Origin of the sequence: Selenomonas ruminantium AC2024, from assembly GCF_000687995.1 — a bacterium.
Classification (GTDB): Bacteria; Bacillota; Negativicutes; order Selenomonadales; family Selenomonadaceae; genus Selenomonas_A; species Selenomonas_A ruminantium_B.
In genome coordinates, this window is record NZ_JIAC01000001.1 from 2,294,523 (window position 1) to 2,311,174 (window position 16,652).

Sequence of the window (16,652 nt, forward strand, 5' to 3'; positions counted from 1 at the left end):
ATGTATAATGCAAGTTCTCTGCGCGGTATTTTTGTCTATTCATCAGGTACAGAAAAGATACTAAGTCCCAATTCTGCCGTCAAAGCATCTTCCCTGTCCTTCCCTTGCTTGACCGTAAGGCTGTTTATGACCACCAGACGTTCTCCCTGCTGGAGCCCCTGCAGGAAATGCAGCAAGGAAAAGTAATTGCCTGCCAGTTGTAATTTGACTGGCAGACAGTGCCTGCCTTCATCAGCGGCGGCTTTTCCCGGCACCACGGACAATATTCGCAAATGGCTCCGCACCGCCAGCCTGTCCAGCGCCACCAGAAACTCACCCTGTTCCATACTTCCCGGCAGGGCCTGCCGTGCCCGCCTTTCCCGCCTGCCAAGTTCCCTTTGATAATCATGCAAAGGCAAATGGGCATTCTGGAAATTGGCAATCGCTGTCACCGTTTTTTCTGCATGCGCCCCCTGCTGACGGAAGTCCGCCGCCGCCATCTGCAGGGGACGATGCAGCACAATATAAAAACACAGCGGCAAAAGCAGGGTTCCTGCCAGAGCCAAAACGAAAAACCGCTGCCCGCGGCTACCGGGAATTTTCAATTTTCCCCCGAGCTTTTCCATGTTCATCCGACTCCCCATTTATCCGCAGGGAAAACTGAATTCTATCCGCTTCCCCTGACTTTCCCTTGGCCAGCGAAGAATTATCGAGGTTCACCGCAGAAAAATAGTCCTGGTCTGCCTCCAGCCGTCCCATAAAATCCATCAGACAATCATAATTTACTGCCTGACCTTCCAGCAAAATTCCCTCGCCTTCAACACCTGTATGTATCCGGGTAAGACAGACACCCTCCCCGATGCTCGTTCCCAAATGCACCAGCAGACTGTAGCCGGATATTCCCTGTTGGCCCAGCTGCTGCCAAAGACCTTCCCGCCGTTCAACAGCGGCACGTTTAGCTGTCAATTCAGCCATCTGCTTGCGCTCCTGCTCCATAAGCACCAGTTCCGCCTGTCTTTCTGCCGCAAAACTTTTGGCCTGCTGATACGCAAAAACATCCCAAGCGGCAAGGCAGGTACAGATGAGCAGCAATAAGGCCAGCCAGATAGACAATAATCGCCCATAAGCAAGTTCAGAACCATTCCGTCCGCAAAAGCCCGCCCCTTCCCGCTGCGGATTTTGCAGATAGTTAAGCAGCCCCTGCAGTTCTTCCCCACCGGCAGGAATTATATCCACAAGCTTCAATTCCGCCTGGGCAAAAGCCTGTCTCACCGCCTGCAAATACCCCTTGCGTACGGCGGTTACCAGACACTTGCCATCCATTTCCTTGCCTGGCTGGCAAAGACAGGCAAAATCCTCACCGCTAAGCCCCCTGGCCAGCAATTTATCATCAAGTTCCCAATACGCGGCCTCCCGCTGTTCCTCTCTTGACAGGTCAGGCGGCAGCTGCAGGGCATAGCGGATAAGTTCCGCCTCCGGCACCACATAAACCACAGGCAAATCCTGCCAGCCCTTCTTGGCAATTTCCATCGCCGCCTGACTGGCCAGCTCTGTCAACGTCCCGTCTTCCTCCGCGCCTGCCGCATAGACCGCATCCCCTGACGCTGTGCTTTCCGCCACTTTCTGCCAAGAACCGCCCTGCCAGATAAAGTGCCAGACCTTTGCTGCAGGGCCTTTTGCCACAAACAGATACGCCCGCTCCGTGGTGAAAACAAAATCTCTAAGGCGCCCAGCCCAGCCACTTATACTGCTCTCCATCTTTTTTCAACACCCCTTTGACCAGAAAATGCGGTTCCGTGCGTTTGTCCCATTCAGATTCCCGGCAAAAGGTATACGCCATGATATAGTACCTATCCCCCTGCCACCTGCCATAAATTCGATAGGACAGGCCATCATAATCGCCCCGCTCCAAAAGGCTGTCCGTCTTTTCCGCCAAAGATGCCAGCGGACTGCTGTCCTGCTTCAGGCGAAACACCTGCTGCTCCACCAGACTTTCCCCGGCCAGACGCAGCTGCATTTCCTGATGATAGATGCGGGCACTTTCTGCCCCCTGCCGGGAAAAATAAACCAGCCCCCGCCCCATAAAGGCCAGCACCAATAATAGGCACAGGGCTGTAAAAGAGGCAAAGCCCTGCTGACTTCTACGGCCCCGGCAGGTACACGGCACTTTCCAGAGTATACGCATGCTGCGTCACCTCACTTCTTCCCCTGATGTGCAGCTTGTAAATTCCGGGACAACTGCCATCCGCCTCCGCCCAAAGTTCTTCTATGGTCACGCGGGCCAGTGCGTGGTCACCAGTCAGCGGCGCTTCGAGCTGGTCGCCGCGAATCAGCTTTTTGGTTCCAGCCATGGTATGGAGGCCGTACGTTATCACAAACTTTCCATCCGGCCTTTTTTCCTCCTTGCTGGTATGCTTCCCCAAAGGGTCGGCCTTGCTTATGAAGGCAAAGCTCTGTTCCGTATGGCCCGTCTGCTCGATGGCTTCTCCGCGCAACGCATCTTCCATAATCTGCGCAAAAGCTCCCTGCACTTCCTGCACGAGTTCCTCATCGGCCAGATTGATGAAATAGCAGCGCATACACCAAAAGAATAATGTCATTATGCCCATGAGCAGCATCACCAGCATGGGCAGGGCTATCAGCACCTCCATGAAGATAAAACCGCCCTCAGCCGTGCCGCGCCAGATACCGCTTGTAGACCCGCCTGCCTTGCCCATGTTCTGCCTCCCAGGATATTTCCACCGTTAGCTGCCAGAGTCCATCCTCTGCCCAAGCCTGTGCTGCCACCTCATAACGGATGCCATTTTGCCGAAGGTCATCATCGTTCCCCAGATAGGCCATGCTCTCCGGCAGGGAACCATTACGCTCCAGCCAGGCCTCGGCATAGGCAAATTCCGCCCGGGCGATAAAAACTGCGCCGCCCTGCGCTGCTGTCGCAGTTTTAACTTCAGCCACTTTAACATACATCCCTGCCGTCACAGCCATAGCCAGCAGCAGAAAACTCAGTACCACCGTTTCCCAAAGGAAAAAACCTGCCTGCCTATCGTCTGTCAACCTTGCCACGCTCCATTCTGATGCGGCCGCCCTTGCTGACCATAATCTCCCGCCCCTCCTGCGGATAGCCGTCATAATAAATCAATACCGTAATCAGAGCCTTGGGCTTTTCCTTGTCATCAAATTTGATATCGGCCTGCCCCTCCACCAAAGTGCCATTTTCCTTTTCCTTGCTTGCCCGAATCCCCGGCAAATAATAGTTGCGCCCGCGAAGAACGTCCGCCTCCCCGACGTAAATGCAGTTATAGCCGGAATACAAGCGCACAAACAAATTATGCTTGTCTGAGGATTGCGCGCCATGATTCCAGGCCGACTCCGCTGTCAGCCGATTCGCATTCCGGCAATAGCGGATATCGGCCAGCAATTTCTCAGCCTCATACTCCACTGCCGCCTGCCGATAAAACTTAAAAGCCTGCGGCAAAACCTGCGCTGCCAAAATGAGCATAACGACGAGCGCCAGCATGAGTTCGAGCAGCATGCTGCCCCGTTGACCATCCTTTCTCACCATAACACCTGCTCCATAAAACTGCGGACACAATCCCCTTCGCTCCAAGCAAGCCATGCCCCTATAGCCAGGAATGGTCCAAAGGGAATGGGCGTATTGCGTTCCAGCCTGTGACAGAGCAGCATCCCGCTGCCGTACAGCACACCCAGCATTGATGCAACCAGCAGACAGAGCAGTATATTTTCCCAGCCCAGCCAGAGCCCCAAAGCTGCGACCATTTTGACATCCCCCAGCCCTAGGCCGCCATGGGATGCCCAACGCAAAATCCACAGCAAGCCACAGCCCAAAGCGCTGCCCAGACAGGCATTTTGCCAATTCATTTGACCTTCCAGCAGAGGAACCAAACTCAATAACGCCAGCAGCACGACCAGCCAGTCATAAATCAAACCGTAACGGATATCACAGATGGCAATGAGCACGAGCACACCAGCAATCATTTTAATGACCATTGCCAAAGTCACCTGCCTTATAGGTGCCGCAAACCGCCCGGGCGCCTTCCAGATTATCCTTGCCAGCAGACTCTATACTATAGTTGTCAATTTCGAGCGTAATAATCTTGCCATCTTTAAGCCTGCATTTTCCCTTTGGCGGCTTCACGCTGTCGATATCATTGACATAATCGCTTAAATCTTTCAAAGTTGCAGGTGACGTCCCTTTTTCCAGCTGATAGACCGCAATGGCTGCATCAAGTGTGGTCAAATCGCTCTGCACCTTAGCCGTGTTCGCCGTGGCAATAGCTGAATTAAAGCGAGGCACCGCCATACTGGCCATAATTCCGATCAAACATAGCGCTATGAGCACCCCCAATAAAGAAAAACCTGCCTGACTTGAACTCCGCATACAAACGCCTCCATTTCTGTACACCAACTCTCATATTTCTTTAATCAAAAAGTTCTTCTATAAATAACATTTAATTCCTGCTAACCCCAATAAAAAAATCCGAGCGCTTAATCACTCGGATTTTTATAATTGCTGAATAAAGGCCAACGACTTCAACGGCCTGCCCAAAAGACTCTGCAGGTAGGTCAAGAACAAATGCTCGGCCTGCATCAAAAGGCTGCCGGTTATCTTTAGTTCCACAGGATTTTCCCAGTCATAGTCCCGGAGCGCCAGAATGAAGCGGCGCAAATCGTCAGGAAAAGGCACAGCGCCCGGCTCCTGACATTCCGAACACAAAATACCGCCGGCACTAAGGCTGAAAAAAGCATCATCATCCACCGTCTGTCCACAATGGACGCAATGCTCGAAATGCAGCTGCATCCCTGTGAACTCCAGCAGCTGAATCATGGCCATCAACGCCGTGACTCTGGGATTGCGCACCTCAAAGGAATCGAGAACATACAGCAGCCGCCCAAACATCTGCGGTTCTGCCTGCCCCGGCGGCAGAAATTCCCGCAGGAACTCTGCCACAAAGCTGCCGTAGGCCATGACTTCCAAATCCTCGGTGAGCTTCTTGTAATGGCGCTTCAAGGTACACTGCCGCACAGTGTCCACCCGCTTGCCTTCCGAAAGCTGCACTTCAATGCTCGAAAACATCTGCATGCCTGCGGCCAAGGGGCTGCGGGGACGGCGGCAGCCAAAAGCCGCGGCCTCCACAAGGCCGCGGTCATAGGTAAAGAGCGTCACTATCTTATCCGCTTCGCCCCAGTTTTTAGAGCCGAGCACCACGGCGGCGGTCTGATAGCTGGCCATTACTTTTTCTCCTCAGCTTTCGGCATATCACTGATGCGCTTGGGCATAACAGCGCCTGCCGTCAGCATGTACTGCAGGGCTGACTCGCTGCTGATGTCCAAATAAGTCACATCACTTTTCTTCACAAAGAGATTGGTGCCGGAGGTCATGTTAAGACTCCAGGGCACGAATACGCAGACGTAATCATCCCCGAGCTTGTCCTTCAAAGTCTGGGGCACATCTGCCATGATGAAGCCCAACGCCTGGGACTGATGGAAGGGCACGAGCACCACATGGTCAAACATATTGTTGGACTCAAATACCGCCGTGGACAGGTGCTTGACGCTGTTGTAGATGAACTTTATCACGGGAATCTTGCCCAGCAGGGTTTCCCCGATATAAATCAGACGGCGGGCCGCCCAATAACCAGAAGCCCAGCCCGTCAGATAGATGAACAATAACAGGGTAACAATTCCCATGCCCGGAAAATAGAACGGGAGGTGCTTGCCCAGCACCCCTTCCGTAAAATTCAGCGTTTCCAGTACCACAAAGACCGTGATAGCCAAAGGCACGAGAATAATCAGGCCGTTAATGAAACGGCGGGAAATACGTTTCGAGCAGCTTTCCTTCATCGCTCGTCACCAAAGCCGAAATTGCGCAGGATACCATCCCGGTCACGCCAGTCCTTCTTGACCTTAACCCAGAGGTCGAGGAATACCTTGGAACCTAAGAGATTCTGAATATCCGTGCGGGCCAGTGCGCCGATTTCCTTGAGCATAGCCCCCTTAGCACCAATCACAATGCCCTTCTGGGAATCGCGCTCCACATAGATGGTCGCGCGGATATAAACATCATCATTGGGACGGGTAGTCATTTCGTCCACATCCACGGCAATGGCATGGGGAATTTCGTCGCGCGTGAGCTGCAGGGCCTTTTCGCGGATGAGTTCAGCTACAATCAGGCGTTCCGGCTGGTCGGTGACCATATCCTCCGGATAATACTGCGGGCCTTCGGGCAGATATTTCTTGGCTTCCGTCAGCAGGCTGTCCAGATTCATTTCCTCTTTGGCAGAAATGGGCACCACACCGGCAAACTCATACTTGGAGGTATAGTTCGAGATAATGGGCAACGCCTGCTCCCGCTCAATCAAATCCAGTTTGTTAACCACAAGGATAACCGGACGTTTCGTGGCCTGCAGGCGCTCTAAGATATAATGTTCCCCCGGGCCCATCTTTTCCGTAGCATCCACCACGAAGAAGATAGCGTCCACTTCGCGCAGGGTGCCTTCGGCAGCCTTGACCATGTACTCGCCCAATTTATGCTTGGGCTTATGGATGCCCGGCGTGTCAAGGAACACAATCTGGGCGTCCGGCTGGGTCAGGATGCACAAAATACGATTGCGGGTGGTCTGTGGTTTATCACTCATGATGGCGATTTTCTGCCCAATCAGGGTGTTGATAAGCGTGGACTTGCCCACATTGGGACGGCCAATAACGGCGATAAAGCCGGATTTCATCTTCTGCTCCATATATGCCTCTTTCCTATTTCTCAATCTCTGCTAATACCTAATTTATCCATAACGAAGCGCTGTTCCGCTTCCATTTCTTCCCGTTCTTCATCTTCCATATGGTCATAGCCCAAAAGGTGCAGCATGCCATGCACGGTCAAAAAGGCCACTTCACGGCGCACACTATGACCGTAATCGGCAGCCTGTTCCTCCGCCCGCTCCAAGGAGATAATCAAATCCCCGAGCATATTGACGGTACTGCCACCTACCACTTCCGGCTCCTCGCTTTCGTTGAAGGCAAAGGAAATCACGTCGGTGGGTCTGTCCACACCGCGGTACTGCCGGTTAATCACATGGATATGCTCGTTGTCTGTGAGGGTCACGCTGACTTCGCTGTCCTCCACACCATAAAGTTTCCCCACCGTCTCGATGGCGGTGCGGATATTGTCGATATATTCTTCCGGTACTTCCAACTCTTCCGGTTCGTTGCTGATGATGATTTCCATGTTACTTTTCCTGTTTCGCCTTTTCCTTCTCTTTTTCCGCCTTGCGCTTTTCTTCGTAGGCACCATAAGCCTCGACAATGCGGGTAACCACTTCGTGACGGATGACATCCAACGGTGCCAGCCGCACAATGCCAACGCCCTTGACGTGTTCGAGGACTTTGGCCGCTTCCCTAAGACCTGACGTTACGCCCCGCGGCAAGTCCACCTGACCTAAATCGCCGGTAACCACCATGCGGGAACCAAATCCCAGGCGGGTCAAAAACATCTTCATCTGCTTGTCCGTAGTGTTCTGGGCCTCGTCGAGGATGATGAAGGCATCTTCCAACGTGCGGCCGCGCATATAAGCCAGCGGCGCAATCTCGATAAAGCCTTTGGCCATGAATTTCGTATAGGTGTCCTGACCTAAAATATCCTGCAGGGCATCATAGAGCGGGCGCAGATACGGGTCAACCTTATCCTGCAAATCGCCGGGCAAAAAGCCCAGCCGTTCCCCGGCTTCCACGGCCGGACGCGTCAGGATAATCTTGCGCACTTCCCGGTTCCGCAGGGCCGCCACGGCCATAACCACCGCCAGATACGTCTTGCCGGTACCGGCAGGGCCGATGCCGAAGGTGATGGAATTATGACGAATCGTATCCAAATAACGCCGCTGCCCCAAGGTCTTGGGACGCACATGACGGCCCCGGGCGGTAACGAGAATCGTATCGCCAAAGAGCGTGTGCAGGGCTTCCCCCTTGCCGCCTTTTACAAGGCCAATCCCATAGCGCACCTCGTGCATGGTGATGGTTGTCCCCTGACGATAGAGATAGAGAAGCTCCTCCATCACCTTGGCCGCCATCTCTACCTGCGCGCCTTCCCCCAGAATTTCCACCTGAGTTCCCCGGCTGATAAACTGACAGTCAAATTCACTGCGAAACACCTGTAAAAACTCATCGCCTTCACCCAAAAGAGCGAAGGCTTCATGATTGTCCTGAAAAATAATTTTTCGTTCTAATGCCTGCTGCAAAAAATCTGTTCACCTCTAGCGTATTAGCAAATCAATCTGCGATATACTTCGCATTGTACTTTTCAATCATCTTTTCCGGTTTGTAGGACTCCTTGGCCTTGCGCAGGCCTTCCTGCCCCATATCTTCCTCGCGGTTGATATAGGTCATGCCGCTCCATTCATGCTCAACAAAGCCCTGATTGATGGCCGGATATGCTCCCCGGATATTGGGGTCAGCCTTTTCCACATGCACCACCACGGAATCGCGGTTGAGCTGCTCACCGAAGGTAAAGGCAATGATTCGCCCGTCCAGACAGATTGCCCCGCCCTTCAGCTGGAAGTAATCCCAGTCAGCAAAGAGTTCCAAAATGGCATCCCGCTCCCAGGGAATGAACTCCGACTCCGGCATGGCCTCAATATGAGCTGCATACCATTTCTCCAGCTCGGCCTTGCAGGCAGGCAGGATTTCCGGCGTGATTTCCATATACTCTGCCTCCGGATAAAGTTTCCGAAAGGCATTCAGATGGTTCTTCTTGGAATGCAGTTTGCGCCCGGACAGCGTGATGAGCTTTTCCGCCAGATAAACGTAGTCAAAATTATCCCGGTCAGCCTCAAGGGCAAACTGCCCCGGATACTGCTGCTGCAAAAAATCAGCGAACTGCTTCTCCACACCGGTAAAGGCCAGCGTCTTCTCCTGACTGGCAAAATAAGCGCGGAAAGTATCCACCGCTTCCTGCCAACGCCCTTCCTCACAGACCGGCTGCAAGGCATAGAGCTGCCCTTCCCATTCACAGGTGAGATAGAGAATCTCCCCCTGCTCACAAATCTCTACATGATAGGGCTTGCGCCACATAAAGAGATTGGTGAAATTGAAATGGGAATTTTCATAGTAACCGCTGCGGTAATATCTATCCAATAAACTCTTGTCATCTTTGGTTAATTCTTTGAACTTAATAATATTCAGCCTCCTATTGAAAATGGCTTTCTATTACCCATTATAGATGACATGTCAATACTTGGCCGTGACCTGAGTCACGCTAACTTCTTCTGACCGCAGGTGGCTTCCGCTGCCGCTACGACTTCTTCCAGGTTGCCGCCGTTAGCTGCCACCACAGCTGCCTGCATGGTGCCTTCGAGCAGCGGGCAATCCGCCATGCGTACCGCATCATCTTTTAAGTTTTCCAGCACCAGTTCCGTAGTCATAATGGCGCTGCCCATATCCATAATCACCACAGCCCCATCCCGGCCGCAGACAAATTCCACTGCTTTGCTGATTTTCTCGTAACTGGTGCCCATGATACCATCATCGAGGCCTCCGGCTGCAGCAATCTGCACGCCGCCCGCCATCATCTCAGCCATTTCCTTGACACCTTCGGCAAGTTTTACATTATGGGATACCACAACAATCCCTACCAAAACAGTAACCTCCCTCTTATAGGTAAATGCGGCCAGCTATAAATAGACCGACCGCACCCCTGTTATTTTATTTTTAACAATTACTGATAATAAGCTACCCCAGCCTCAAAGAGCTGCTGGTCTTTTTTCCCCGGCACATTGCGGGCAATATCCTTGCCGATGCGCTCGGAATGTCCCATCTTACCCAATACACGGCCATCGGGGCTCGTAATGCCCTCCACCGCACTGACGGAGCCGTTGGGATTATAGGGAATATACAAGGACGGATTCTCATTTGCATCCACATACTGGGTGGCAATCTGACCACGCACCCGCATGCGGGCGAGAATTTCCTTGTCGGCTACAAAGCGTCCCTCACCATGGGAAACCGCAATGGTATGTACATCCCCCACATTGACATTGTTGAACCACGGGGAAAGATTAGATACCACCTTGGTCTTGACCATGCAGGAAACATGCCGACCTATGTTATTATACGTCAAAGTTGGCGAACTGTCTACCAAATCACGAATTTCTCCGTATGGAACAAGTCCCAGTTTGATCAAAGCCTGGAAACCGTTGCAGATCCCCAGCATCAAACCATCCCGCTTAAAGAGAAGTTTGTGGACTTCTTCCTTGATGCGCGGATTGCGGAACATGGCCGCAATGAACTTGCCGGAACCATCCGGTTCGTCACCGCCGCTGAAACCGCCCGGCAGCATGATGATGTTGGCTTCCTTGATGCCCTTGACGATGGCTTCCACCGATTCCTCAACGGCGCGTGGCGTAAGGTTGCGAATGACCAGCGTTTCCGCTTTGGCACCGGCACGTTCCCAAGCCCGTGCCGAATCGTATTCGCAGTTTGTACCGGGGAATACAGGGATAAAAACCTGCGGCTTAGCCAACTTTGTATGCGAACGAATGGCCACACCCTCGGTGTAAGTCATATCCATGATTCTTTCCTTGGGATACTGCTTCACCTGCGTGGGGAAAATCTTTTCCAAAGGCTTGGTGTAGGCCGTCTCGATATCCGCCAGCATGATGACCGCATCATCACAGACCACGCTGGGGCCTGCGGTGGTTTCACCAATCAGTTGGCAGCCTGCCTCTGCCAGGATTTTTTCCAACCGCTCGGAATCAGCCACTTCAAGCAGCAACGCACCGTAGTCCGGCGTAAAGAGTTCATTCCGCATCATGGGCTTGGTGAACTTGAAGCCCACGCCATTGCCCAGCACCATCTTGGATACAGCGGCAGCTATACCGCCCACACCAATGCTCTGTGCCGCAAAGACGCGATGCTTTTCCATGAGGTCCGTAACTAGCGACCAACGCTTCCGCATCTTGGAGAATTCCGGCAAATCCTGCTCGTCCTTCGGAGCCGGCACGAGATAAACCTTGTTGCCGGGATACTTGAATTCCGGCGAAACCGCATCGCTGGCCTTCAACGTCGTAACGGCAAAAGCTGCCAGCGTCGGCGGTACATGGATATCTTCAAAGGTGCCGGACATGGAATCCTTGCCGCCGATGGCAGGAATCTCCAGTTCATGCTGTGCCCAAAGTGCACCCAGAAGGGCAGCGAAGGGCTTGCCCCATTTTTCTTCGTCCTTGCCCAGGCTCTCGAAGTATTCCTGGAAGGTCAAGCGAATCTTATCCGCCCGGCCGCCCAAGGCCACCATCTTAGCAGCCGCTTCTACCACTGCATAGATGGCACCATGGAAGGGGCTCCATTCCGTCAGCGCCGGATTCAGGCCAAAAGTCATAGCCGTGGCCGTGTTGGTTTCTGCACCTTCTACGGGCAGTTTTGCCACCATGCCTTCAGCAGGGGTCAACTGACGCTTGCCACCAAAGGGCATCAGCACAGAATTGCCGCCAATGGTGGAGTCAAAGCGCTCAGCCAAGCCTTTCTGACTGCAGACATTCAAATCCTTGAGGTTGGTAAGCCAGCTCTGCTCCAGATTCTTTTTCTCCGCCTCAACGGCCGCCGGAATCGTTCTTAAATAGCGGTTCTTTTCGTCCGGGCTGGTGATTTTGGCCTTTACATGCTGACGCACACCGTTGGTATCCAAGAAGGAACGGTTCATCTGCACAATGGCATTGCCCCGCCATTTCATAATCAGTCGTGGTTCCTTGGTGATTTCCGCCACTTTCGTCGCTTCGAGGTTTTCTTCATCAGCCAACTGGGCGAATTTCCCCAAATGCTCGGGACGGATAACCACGGCCATGCGCTCCTGCGATTCGGAGATGGCCAGTTCCGTACCGTCAAGGCCCTTGTACTTTTTCTTCACCGCATCCAGATTGATGGTGAGGCCCGGTGCCAATTCGCCGATAGCCACGGCCACACCGCCCGCACCAAAGTCGTTGCAGCGCTTAATCATGCGGCTGACAACCGGATTGCGGAACAGGCGCTGAATCTTGCGCTCCGTGGGCGGATTGCCCTTCTGCACCTCGGCACCGCAGGAGGTCAGGGATTCTTCCGTATGTTCCTTCGAGGAACCGGTGGCACCGCCGCAACCATCACGGCCGGTACGTCCACCGACCAGCACGACGATATCACCGGCAGCCGGCACTTCCCGTACCACGTTTTCCTTGGGGGCAGCAGCGATAACCGCACCGATTTCCATGCGCTTGGCCATGTAGCCTTCATGGTAAACTTCCCGCACTTGCCCCGTAGCCAGACCAATCTGATTGCCGTAGGAGCTGTAACCAGCAGCAGCGCCCAAGGTGATTTTCTTCTGGGGCAGCTTGCCCGGCAGGGTGTCTTTGAGCAGGCGGCGCGGGTCAGCAGCACCGGTGACGCGCATGGCCTGATAAACATAGGAACGGCCGGACAGCGGGTCGCGGATAGCACCGCCCAGACAGGTAGCAGCACCGCCGAACGGCTCGATTTCCGTAGGATGGTTGTGGGTTTCATTCTTGAACATCACCAACCAGTCTTCTTTTTTGCCGTCGATATCTGCTTCCACCACGATGGAGCAGGCATTGATTTCCTCGGATTTATCCAAATCTGCCAGCTTGCCGTCCTTGCGCAGGGCCTTCATGCCGATAACCGCAATATCCATCAACGTCACATCACGGTTTTCCCCAGCATAGAGTTCTTCCCTGTCCTGCAAGTATTTCGTATAAGCCTTGGCAATGCTCGGCGTATAATAGCCTTTAGCAATCTGCACTTCATCCACCGCCGTAGTAAAGGTGGTATGACGGCAGTGGTCGGACCAATATGTATCAATTACTCTAAGTTCTGTAATGGTAGGAGGACGCTTTTCCGTATCCCGGAAGTAAATCTGACAGAACGCCATATCCGCCAGACTCATAGCAAAGCCCTTGGACTGCCAAAAATCCTGCAAAGCTTCGGCATCCAGATTGTTGAAGTTTTCCAACACTTCAACATCAGCAGGCTCCTCGTATTCACTAATCAGGGATTCCGGCTTCTCAAGGCTGGCCTCACGGCTTTCCACCTTGTTGATGCAGTAATCCTTTATTTTGCCAAAGGTTTCTCTGTCCACATCACCGACAATGACGATAACCTTGGCCACCCGGATTTCCGGGCGTTCCTTCTGGGTAATCAGCTGCACGCACTGGGCTGCCGAGTCCGCCGTCTGGTCATACTGCCCCGGTAAAAATTCCACCGCAAAGACCCGGGAATTGGGGAACTTGGGCAATTTTTCCTCATAGACAACATCTACCGGCGGTTCGGAGAAAACGACATTTTTCACCGCAGCGTATTCCTCATCGCTAAGGCCTTCAATGTCATAACGCCGGATAATGCGGACGGCCTTCAGCTCGTCCAGGCGAAATGTCTCCTTGAGGTCATCGCACAGCTGCTGGGCAGGAATATCAAAATACCCCTGTCGTTTTTCTACGAAAATTCTTCTCACAGTCATGAATCTTCTTTTCCTCCAGACACTAAATAGAATAAATACATAAAGCTATATAGACAAACAGGCATAGAGACACCTACGCAAATAGGGTCTCTATGCCTGTATATCACAAACTGTCAATGGCGACTTTCACAACTACCTTGGTTACCTTGCCCGGCGCGTCCTCCACGACCGACGCCTGCGGACGGTGTACGTCCTCAGGATAAAGCACGGCAAAGCAGCCCGGCGAGAGCACAATGCTGCTATCGGGAACCAGGGCTTTATAGAAGGTTACATCCCGCTCCGCATCATAGGGAGCTTCTTCTTCCAAATCGGGGCTTAAGGGGCACCAGCCCATAAACTCCTCGCCTTCCGCTATAAACTGAATGTCCACGAATTTTCGATGGGTCTCCGGCTTACAATCTTTCTCCGGACGCGTCGTATAGCGCTGCACATTAGCAAAACACTTATCCCCTGCAATAGGATATTTGCCATCTGCCATCTGGGTGAAATCATGCTCACGCAAATAGTCAAGCGCCTTTTGGATAATCGCCGGATAATCTACATGATTTTCGTCCAATGTATCCATACTGCCGATAATCATTTCGTAACCCTCTCCTGTCGTACATTCTGTAAAAAACAACCGTTCATACACATTTTACCTAAAACTACTGTATTATGCAAGGAAACATCCTCACATTTCTAAAAAAAAGCTAGGGAACATTGCAACTCATTTGTTTGCCGAGGCTGGACAGAATGTAATTATCCCTTGTTCGCCATGCGGCAATATGATATAATTGTTGCGTGTGAAAATCTGGTAAGCAGTCCTCGTCCATTGCCGGACGAGGATTTTCCTGTATTTAGTGTGGAAAGGGGTTTATATATGCGAGAACTTTTGGAACTTTTGGAGCATGATGCGCGCCGTCCTGTAGGAGAGCTGGCAGCCATGCTCAAACGCAGCGAATACGAAGTCGAAAAAAACATCAAGGATTTGGAGAAGAACAAAATCATTCTCTCCTATAACACCCTGATCAACTGGGAAAAATTCGGTGACGACACCGTGACCGCCATTATCGAAATCAATTTGACACCCCAACGGGAAGTCGGCTTTGACGCCATTGCCGAACGCATATACCGCTTCGACGAAGTACGCACGGTATATCTCATGAGCGGCAGCTTTGACCTGCTGGTTATCATCGAAGGCAAGTCCCTTAACGACGTAGCAAACTTCGTAGCAACCCGTTTGGCTACCATTGAGGGGGTTACGGCTACCCGCAGCCACTTCATGCTGAAACCCTACAAAAAAGACGGCGTCATCATCAATGATGAAGAACGCGACCGCAGATTGGTGGTGTCTCCCTGATGGCTGATAACATGAATTGGCAGCAGCGCCTTTCTCCGGGAGTAAACGCCATTGCGCCTTCGGGCATCCGCAAGTTCTTTGACATCGCCGCCCAGATGGACGATGTAATTTCTCTGGGCGTAGGCGAGCCGGACTTTGTAACGCCCTGGTCCATCCGTGAAAGCTGTGTCTATGGTCTGGAGCAGGGCTACACCTCCTACACTGCCAACCGGGGCATGCCGGAGCTGCGTCAGGAAATCGTCAATCTCTTCAAGCGCCGCTACAATGTGGACTACGACGCCAACACCGATGTGCTGGTGACGGTAGGCGTCAGTGAAGCACTGGATATTGCCATGCGTGCCGTGCTGGCTCCCGGTGATGAAGTGCTGATTCCTGAGCCTTGCTACGTTTCCTATCAGGCCTGCACCATTCTGGCCGGTGGTGTGCCGGTAGCCGTGCCTGCCAAAATCGAAAACGAATTCCGCATCACGCCGGAAGAACTCGAAGAACATGTCACCGACAAGACCAAGGTACTCTTGATTGGCTACCCCAACAACCCCACCGGGGCCATTATGACTCGCAAGGATTTGGAAGCCGTGGCCGACTTTGCCGAAAAGCATGACCTCATTGTCATCTCGGATGAAATCTACGGCGATTTGACCTATGGCGGCGAAGAGCATGTCTGCTTCTCCTCCCTGCCCCGCATGAAGGACCGCACCATTCTCTTAAACGGCTTCTCCAAGGCCTATGCCATGACGGGCTGGCGCATTGGTTATGCCCTGGGCAATCCCACGGTCATTGCCGCTATGACGAAAATCCATCAGTACACCATGCTCTGCGCTCCCATCACGGCACAGGTCGCTGCCGTAGAAGCCCTGCGCCATGGCGAAAAGTACATGAAGAAGATGGTTGCCGAATACGATAGACGCCGCCGTCTTATCTACGATGGACTGACCAAGATGGGTTTGGAATGCTTTGAGCCGAAAGGTGCGTTCTACATTTTCCCGTCCATCAAGTCCACTGGCTACACCTCCGACGAGTTTGCCGAAAAGCTCCTGACCACGGAACATGTGGCGCTTGTGCCCGGCAGCGCCTTCGGTGCCTGCGGTGAAGGTCATGTGCGCTGCTCTTATGCCACGGCCATCGACAAGATTTCCGAGGCTCTGAGCCGCATTGAAAACTTCCTCAAGAACCATCGCAAGTAAGACTGTGAAAAATTTATAAAAAAGTGTTGACAAGAAGCTGTTATATCCGTATAATATTTCTTGTGACTGCGGGATGTGGCACAGTTTGGTAGCGCGCTTCGTTCGGGACGAAGAGGCCGCAGGTTCGAATCCTGTCATCCCGACCATTGAGATTTTAAGCCAGTGACTTTTTGTTGCTGGCTTTTTTGCTATGAAAATTTCCTGCATATTTTTATCAGCCGTGTTCGTGAGTCGGTTACATAAAAATTGACATGTCAACTGCTATAATAAGAGCACAAAGAAAAACTTAGCAGCATTAGGAGGAAACACTATGGCAACGACAGTTATTACCAAAGATAATTTCCAAAGCGAGGTATTGGATTATTCCGGCACGGTTCTCATCGACTTCTGGGCTGACTGGTGCGGCCCCTGCCGCATGCTCTCCCCTGTCATCGACGAGGTATCAGCGGAAAATCCTGCCATCAAGGTCGGCAAGGTCAATGTGGACGCGGAACAGGAACTGGCTGCCCAGTTCGGCATCATGAGCATTCCCACCCTGCTGGTCTTTAAGAACGGCCAGAAAAGCGGCGAGTCCGTGGGCCTGATTCCCAAGGAACAGGTCGAAAAACTCATCGGCTAAGGAGCACAGACAAAAAGCCCGGAGTAT

The 16,652-nt window shown here is 52.6% G+C and carries 20 protein-coding genes and 1 tRNA gene; 4 read left to right on the forward strand and 17 right to left on the reverse strand.

What is annotated here, in order from left to right; all coding sequences use genetic code 11:
* Positions 1-35: 35 nt before the first annotated feature.
* The 17 genes from P157_RS0111005 to P157_RS0111085 all read right to left on the reverse strand — a co-directional run bounded on the left by P157_RS0111005 (position 36) and on the right by P157_RS0111085 (position 14,063).
* Complete coding sequence (locus P157_RS0111005) at positions 36-605, reverse strand: type 4a pilus biogenesis protein PilO (RefSeq protein ID WP_026761035.1); 570 nt, start codon at positions 603-605, stop codon at positions 36-38.
* A complete protein-coding gene (locus P157_RS0111010) occupies positions 568-1,737 on the reverse strand; it encodes a PilN domain-containing protein (RefSeq protein ID WP_026761036.1) in 1,170 nt (389 codons plus the stop codon). The genes P157_RS0111005 and P157_RS0111010 overlap by 38 nt, the downstream gene beginning before the upstream one ends.
* The gene (locus tag P157_RS0111015; RefSeq protein WP_155266748.1) at positions 1,700-2,164 is read right to left on the reverse strand and encodes a hypothetical protein; all 465 of its coding nucleotides are present in this window, start codon (positions 2,162-2,164) and stop codon (positions 1,700-1,702) included. Before P157_RS0111015 ends, P157_RS0111010 begins: the two co-directional genes overlap by 38 nt.
* Positions 2,121-2,696, reverse strand: coding sequence for a hypothetical protein (locus P157_RS0111020; protein ID WP_026761038.1), 576 nt, complete (start codon positions 2,694-2,696; stop codon positions 2,121-2,123). Before P157_RS0111020 ends, P157_RS0111015 begins: the two co-directional genes overlap by 44 nt.
* Positions 2,647-3,033, reverse strand: a complete 387-nt coding sequence (locus tag P157_RS0111025; protein WP_026761039.1) for a hypothetical protein — start codon at positions 3,031-3,033, stop codon at positions 2,647-2,649. Before P157_RS0111025 ends, P157_RS0111020 begins: the two co-directional genes overlap by 50 nt.
* A complete protein-coding gene (locus P157_RS0111030) occupies positions 3,020-3,541 on the reverse strand; it encodes a pilus assembly FimT family protein (protein ID WP_026761040.1) in 522 nt (173 codons plus the stop codon). Before P157_RS0111030 ends, P157_RS0111025 begins: the two co-directional genes overlap by 14 nt.
* Positions 3,535-3,987: a prepilin peptidase gene (locus tag P157_RS14500; RefSeq protein WP_051598606.1), complete on the reverse strand. Its 453-nt coding sequence runs from the start codon at positions 3,985-3,987 to the stop codon at positions 3,535-3,537. Before P157_RS14500 ends, P157_RS0111030 begins: the two co-directional genes overlap by 7 nt.
* Positions 3,977-4,378, reverse strand: a complete 402-nt coding sequence (locus tag P157_RS0111040; protein WP_026761041.1) for a type II secretion system protein — start codon at positions 4,376-4,378, stop codon at positions 3,977-3,979. Before P157_RS0111040 ends, P157_RS14500 begins: the two co-directional genes overlap by 11 nt.
* A 123-nt stretch (positions 4,379-4,501) precedes the next feature.
* Entirely contained in the window at positions 4,502-5,230 is a 729-nt protein-coding gene (recO, locus tag P157_RS0111045; RefSeq protein ID WP_026761042.1) for a DNA repair protein RecO, read from the reverse strand.
* Entirely contained in the window at positions 5,230-5,841 is a 612-nt protein-coding gene (locus P157_RS14505; protein ID WP_037368338.1) for a DUF502 domain-containing protein, read from the reverse strand. The genes recO and P157_RS14505 overlap by 1 nt, the downstream gene beginning before the upstream one ends.
* Positions 5,838-6,737, reverse strand: coding sequence for a GTPase Era (era, locus tag P157_RS0111055; protein WP_014424115.1), 900 nt, complete (start codon positions 6,735-6,737; stop codon positions 5,838-5,840). The genes P157_RS14505 and era overlap by 4 nt, the downstream gene beginning before the upstream one ends.
* A 20-nt stretch (positions 6,738-6,757) precedes the next feature.
* On the reverse strand, positions 6,758-7,222 hold the full coding sequence (ybeY, locus tag P157_RS0111060) for an rRNA maturation RNase YbeY (RefSeq protein ID WP_026761043.1): 465 nt from the start codon (positions 7,220-7,222) through the stop codon (positions 6,758-6,760).
* 1 nt (position 7,223) lies between these two features.
* Entirely contained in the window at positions 7,224-8,228 is a 1,005-nt protein-coding gene (locus tag P157_RS0111065) for a PhoH family protein (RefSeq protein ID WP_026761044.1), read from the reverse strand.
* A 31-nt stretch (positions 8,229-8,259) separates the two neighbouring features.
* Positions 8,260-9,171, reverse strand: a complete 912-nt coding sequence (locus P157_RS0111070; RefSeq protein WP_026761045.1) for a DUF2156 domain-containing protein — start codon at positions 9,169-9,171, stop codon at positions 8,260-8,262.
* Positions 9,172-9,239: 68 nt separating this feature from the next.
* A complete protein-coding gene (gene dhaM / locus P157_RS0111075) occupies positions 9,240-9,623 on the reverse strand; it encodes a dihydroxyacetone kinase phosphoryl donor subunit DhaM (RefSeq protein WP_026761046.1) in 384 nt (127 codons plus the stop codon).
* An 80-nt stretch (positions 9,624-9,703) separates the two neighbouring features.
* Positions 9,704-13,483: a phosphoribosylformylglycinamidine synthase gene (locus P157_RS0111080; RefSeq protein ID WP_026761047.1), complete on the reverse strand. Its 3,780-nt coding sequence runs from the start codon at positions 13,481-13,483 to the stop codon at positions 9,704-9,706.
* Between the two features lie 103 nt (positions 13,484-13,586).
* A complete protein-coding gene (locus P157_RS0111085) occupies positions 13,587-14,063 on the reverse strand; it encodes a YhcH/YjgK/YiaL family protein (protein WP_026761048.1) in 477 nt (158 codons plus the stop codon).
* Positions 14,064-14,342: 279 nt separating this feature from the next.
* Here P157_RS0111085 and P157_RS0111090 point away from each other — a divergent pair, with 279 nt between their 5' ends.
* The 4 genes from P157_RS0111090 (at position 14,343) to trxA (ending at position 16,625) form a co-directional block, all read left to right on the forward strand.
* On the forward strand, positions 14,343-14,822 hold the full coding sequence (locus tag P157_RS0111090) for an Lrp/AsnC family transcriptional regulator (protein ID WP_026761049.1): 480 nt from the start codon (positions 14,343-14,345) through the stop codon (positions 14,820-14,822).
* 11 nt (positions 14,823-14,833) lie between these two features.
* Positions 14,834-16,006, forward strand: a complete 1,173-nt coding sequence (locus P157_RS0111095) for an aminotransferase class I/II-fold pyridoxal phosphate-dependent enzyme (protein WP_026761050.1) — start codon at positions 14,834-14,836, stop codon at positions 16,004-16,006.
* 69 nt (positions 16,007-16,075) lie between these two features.
* A tRNA-Pro gene (locus P157_RS0111100) sits at positions 16,076-16,152 on the forward strand.
* A 164-nt stretch (positions 16,153-16,316) separates the two neighbouring features.
* Positions 16,317-16,625: a thioredoxin gene (trxA, locus tag P157_RS0111105; protein WP_026761051.1), complete on the forward strand. Its 309-nt coding sequence runs from the start codon at positions 16,317-16,319 to the stop codon at positions 16,623-16,625.
* Positions 16,626-16,652 lie beyond the last annotated feature (27 nt).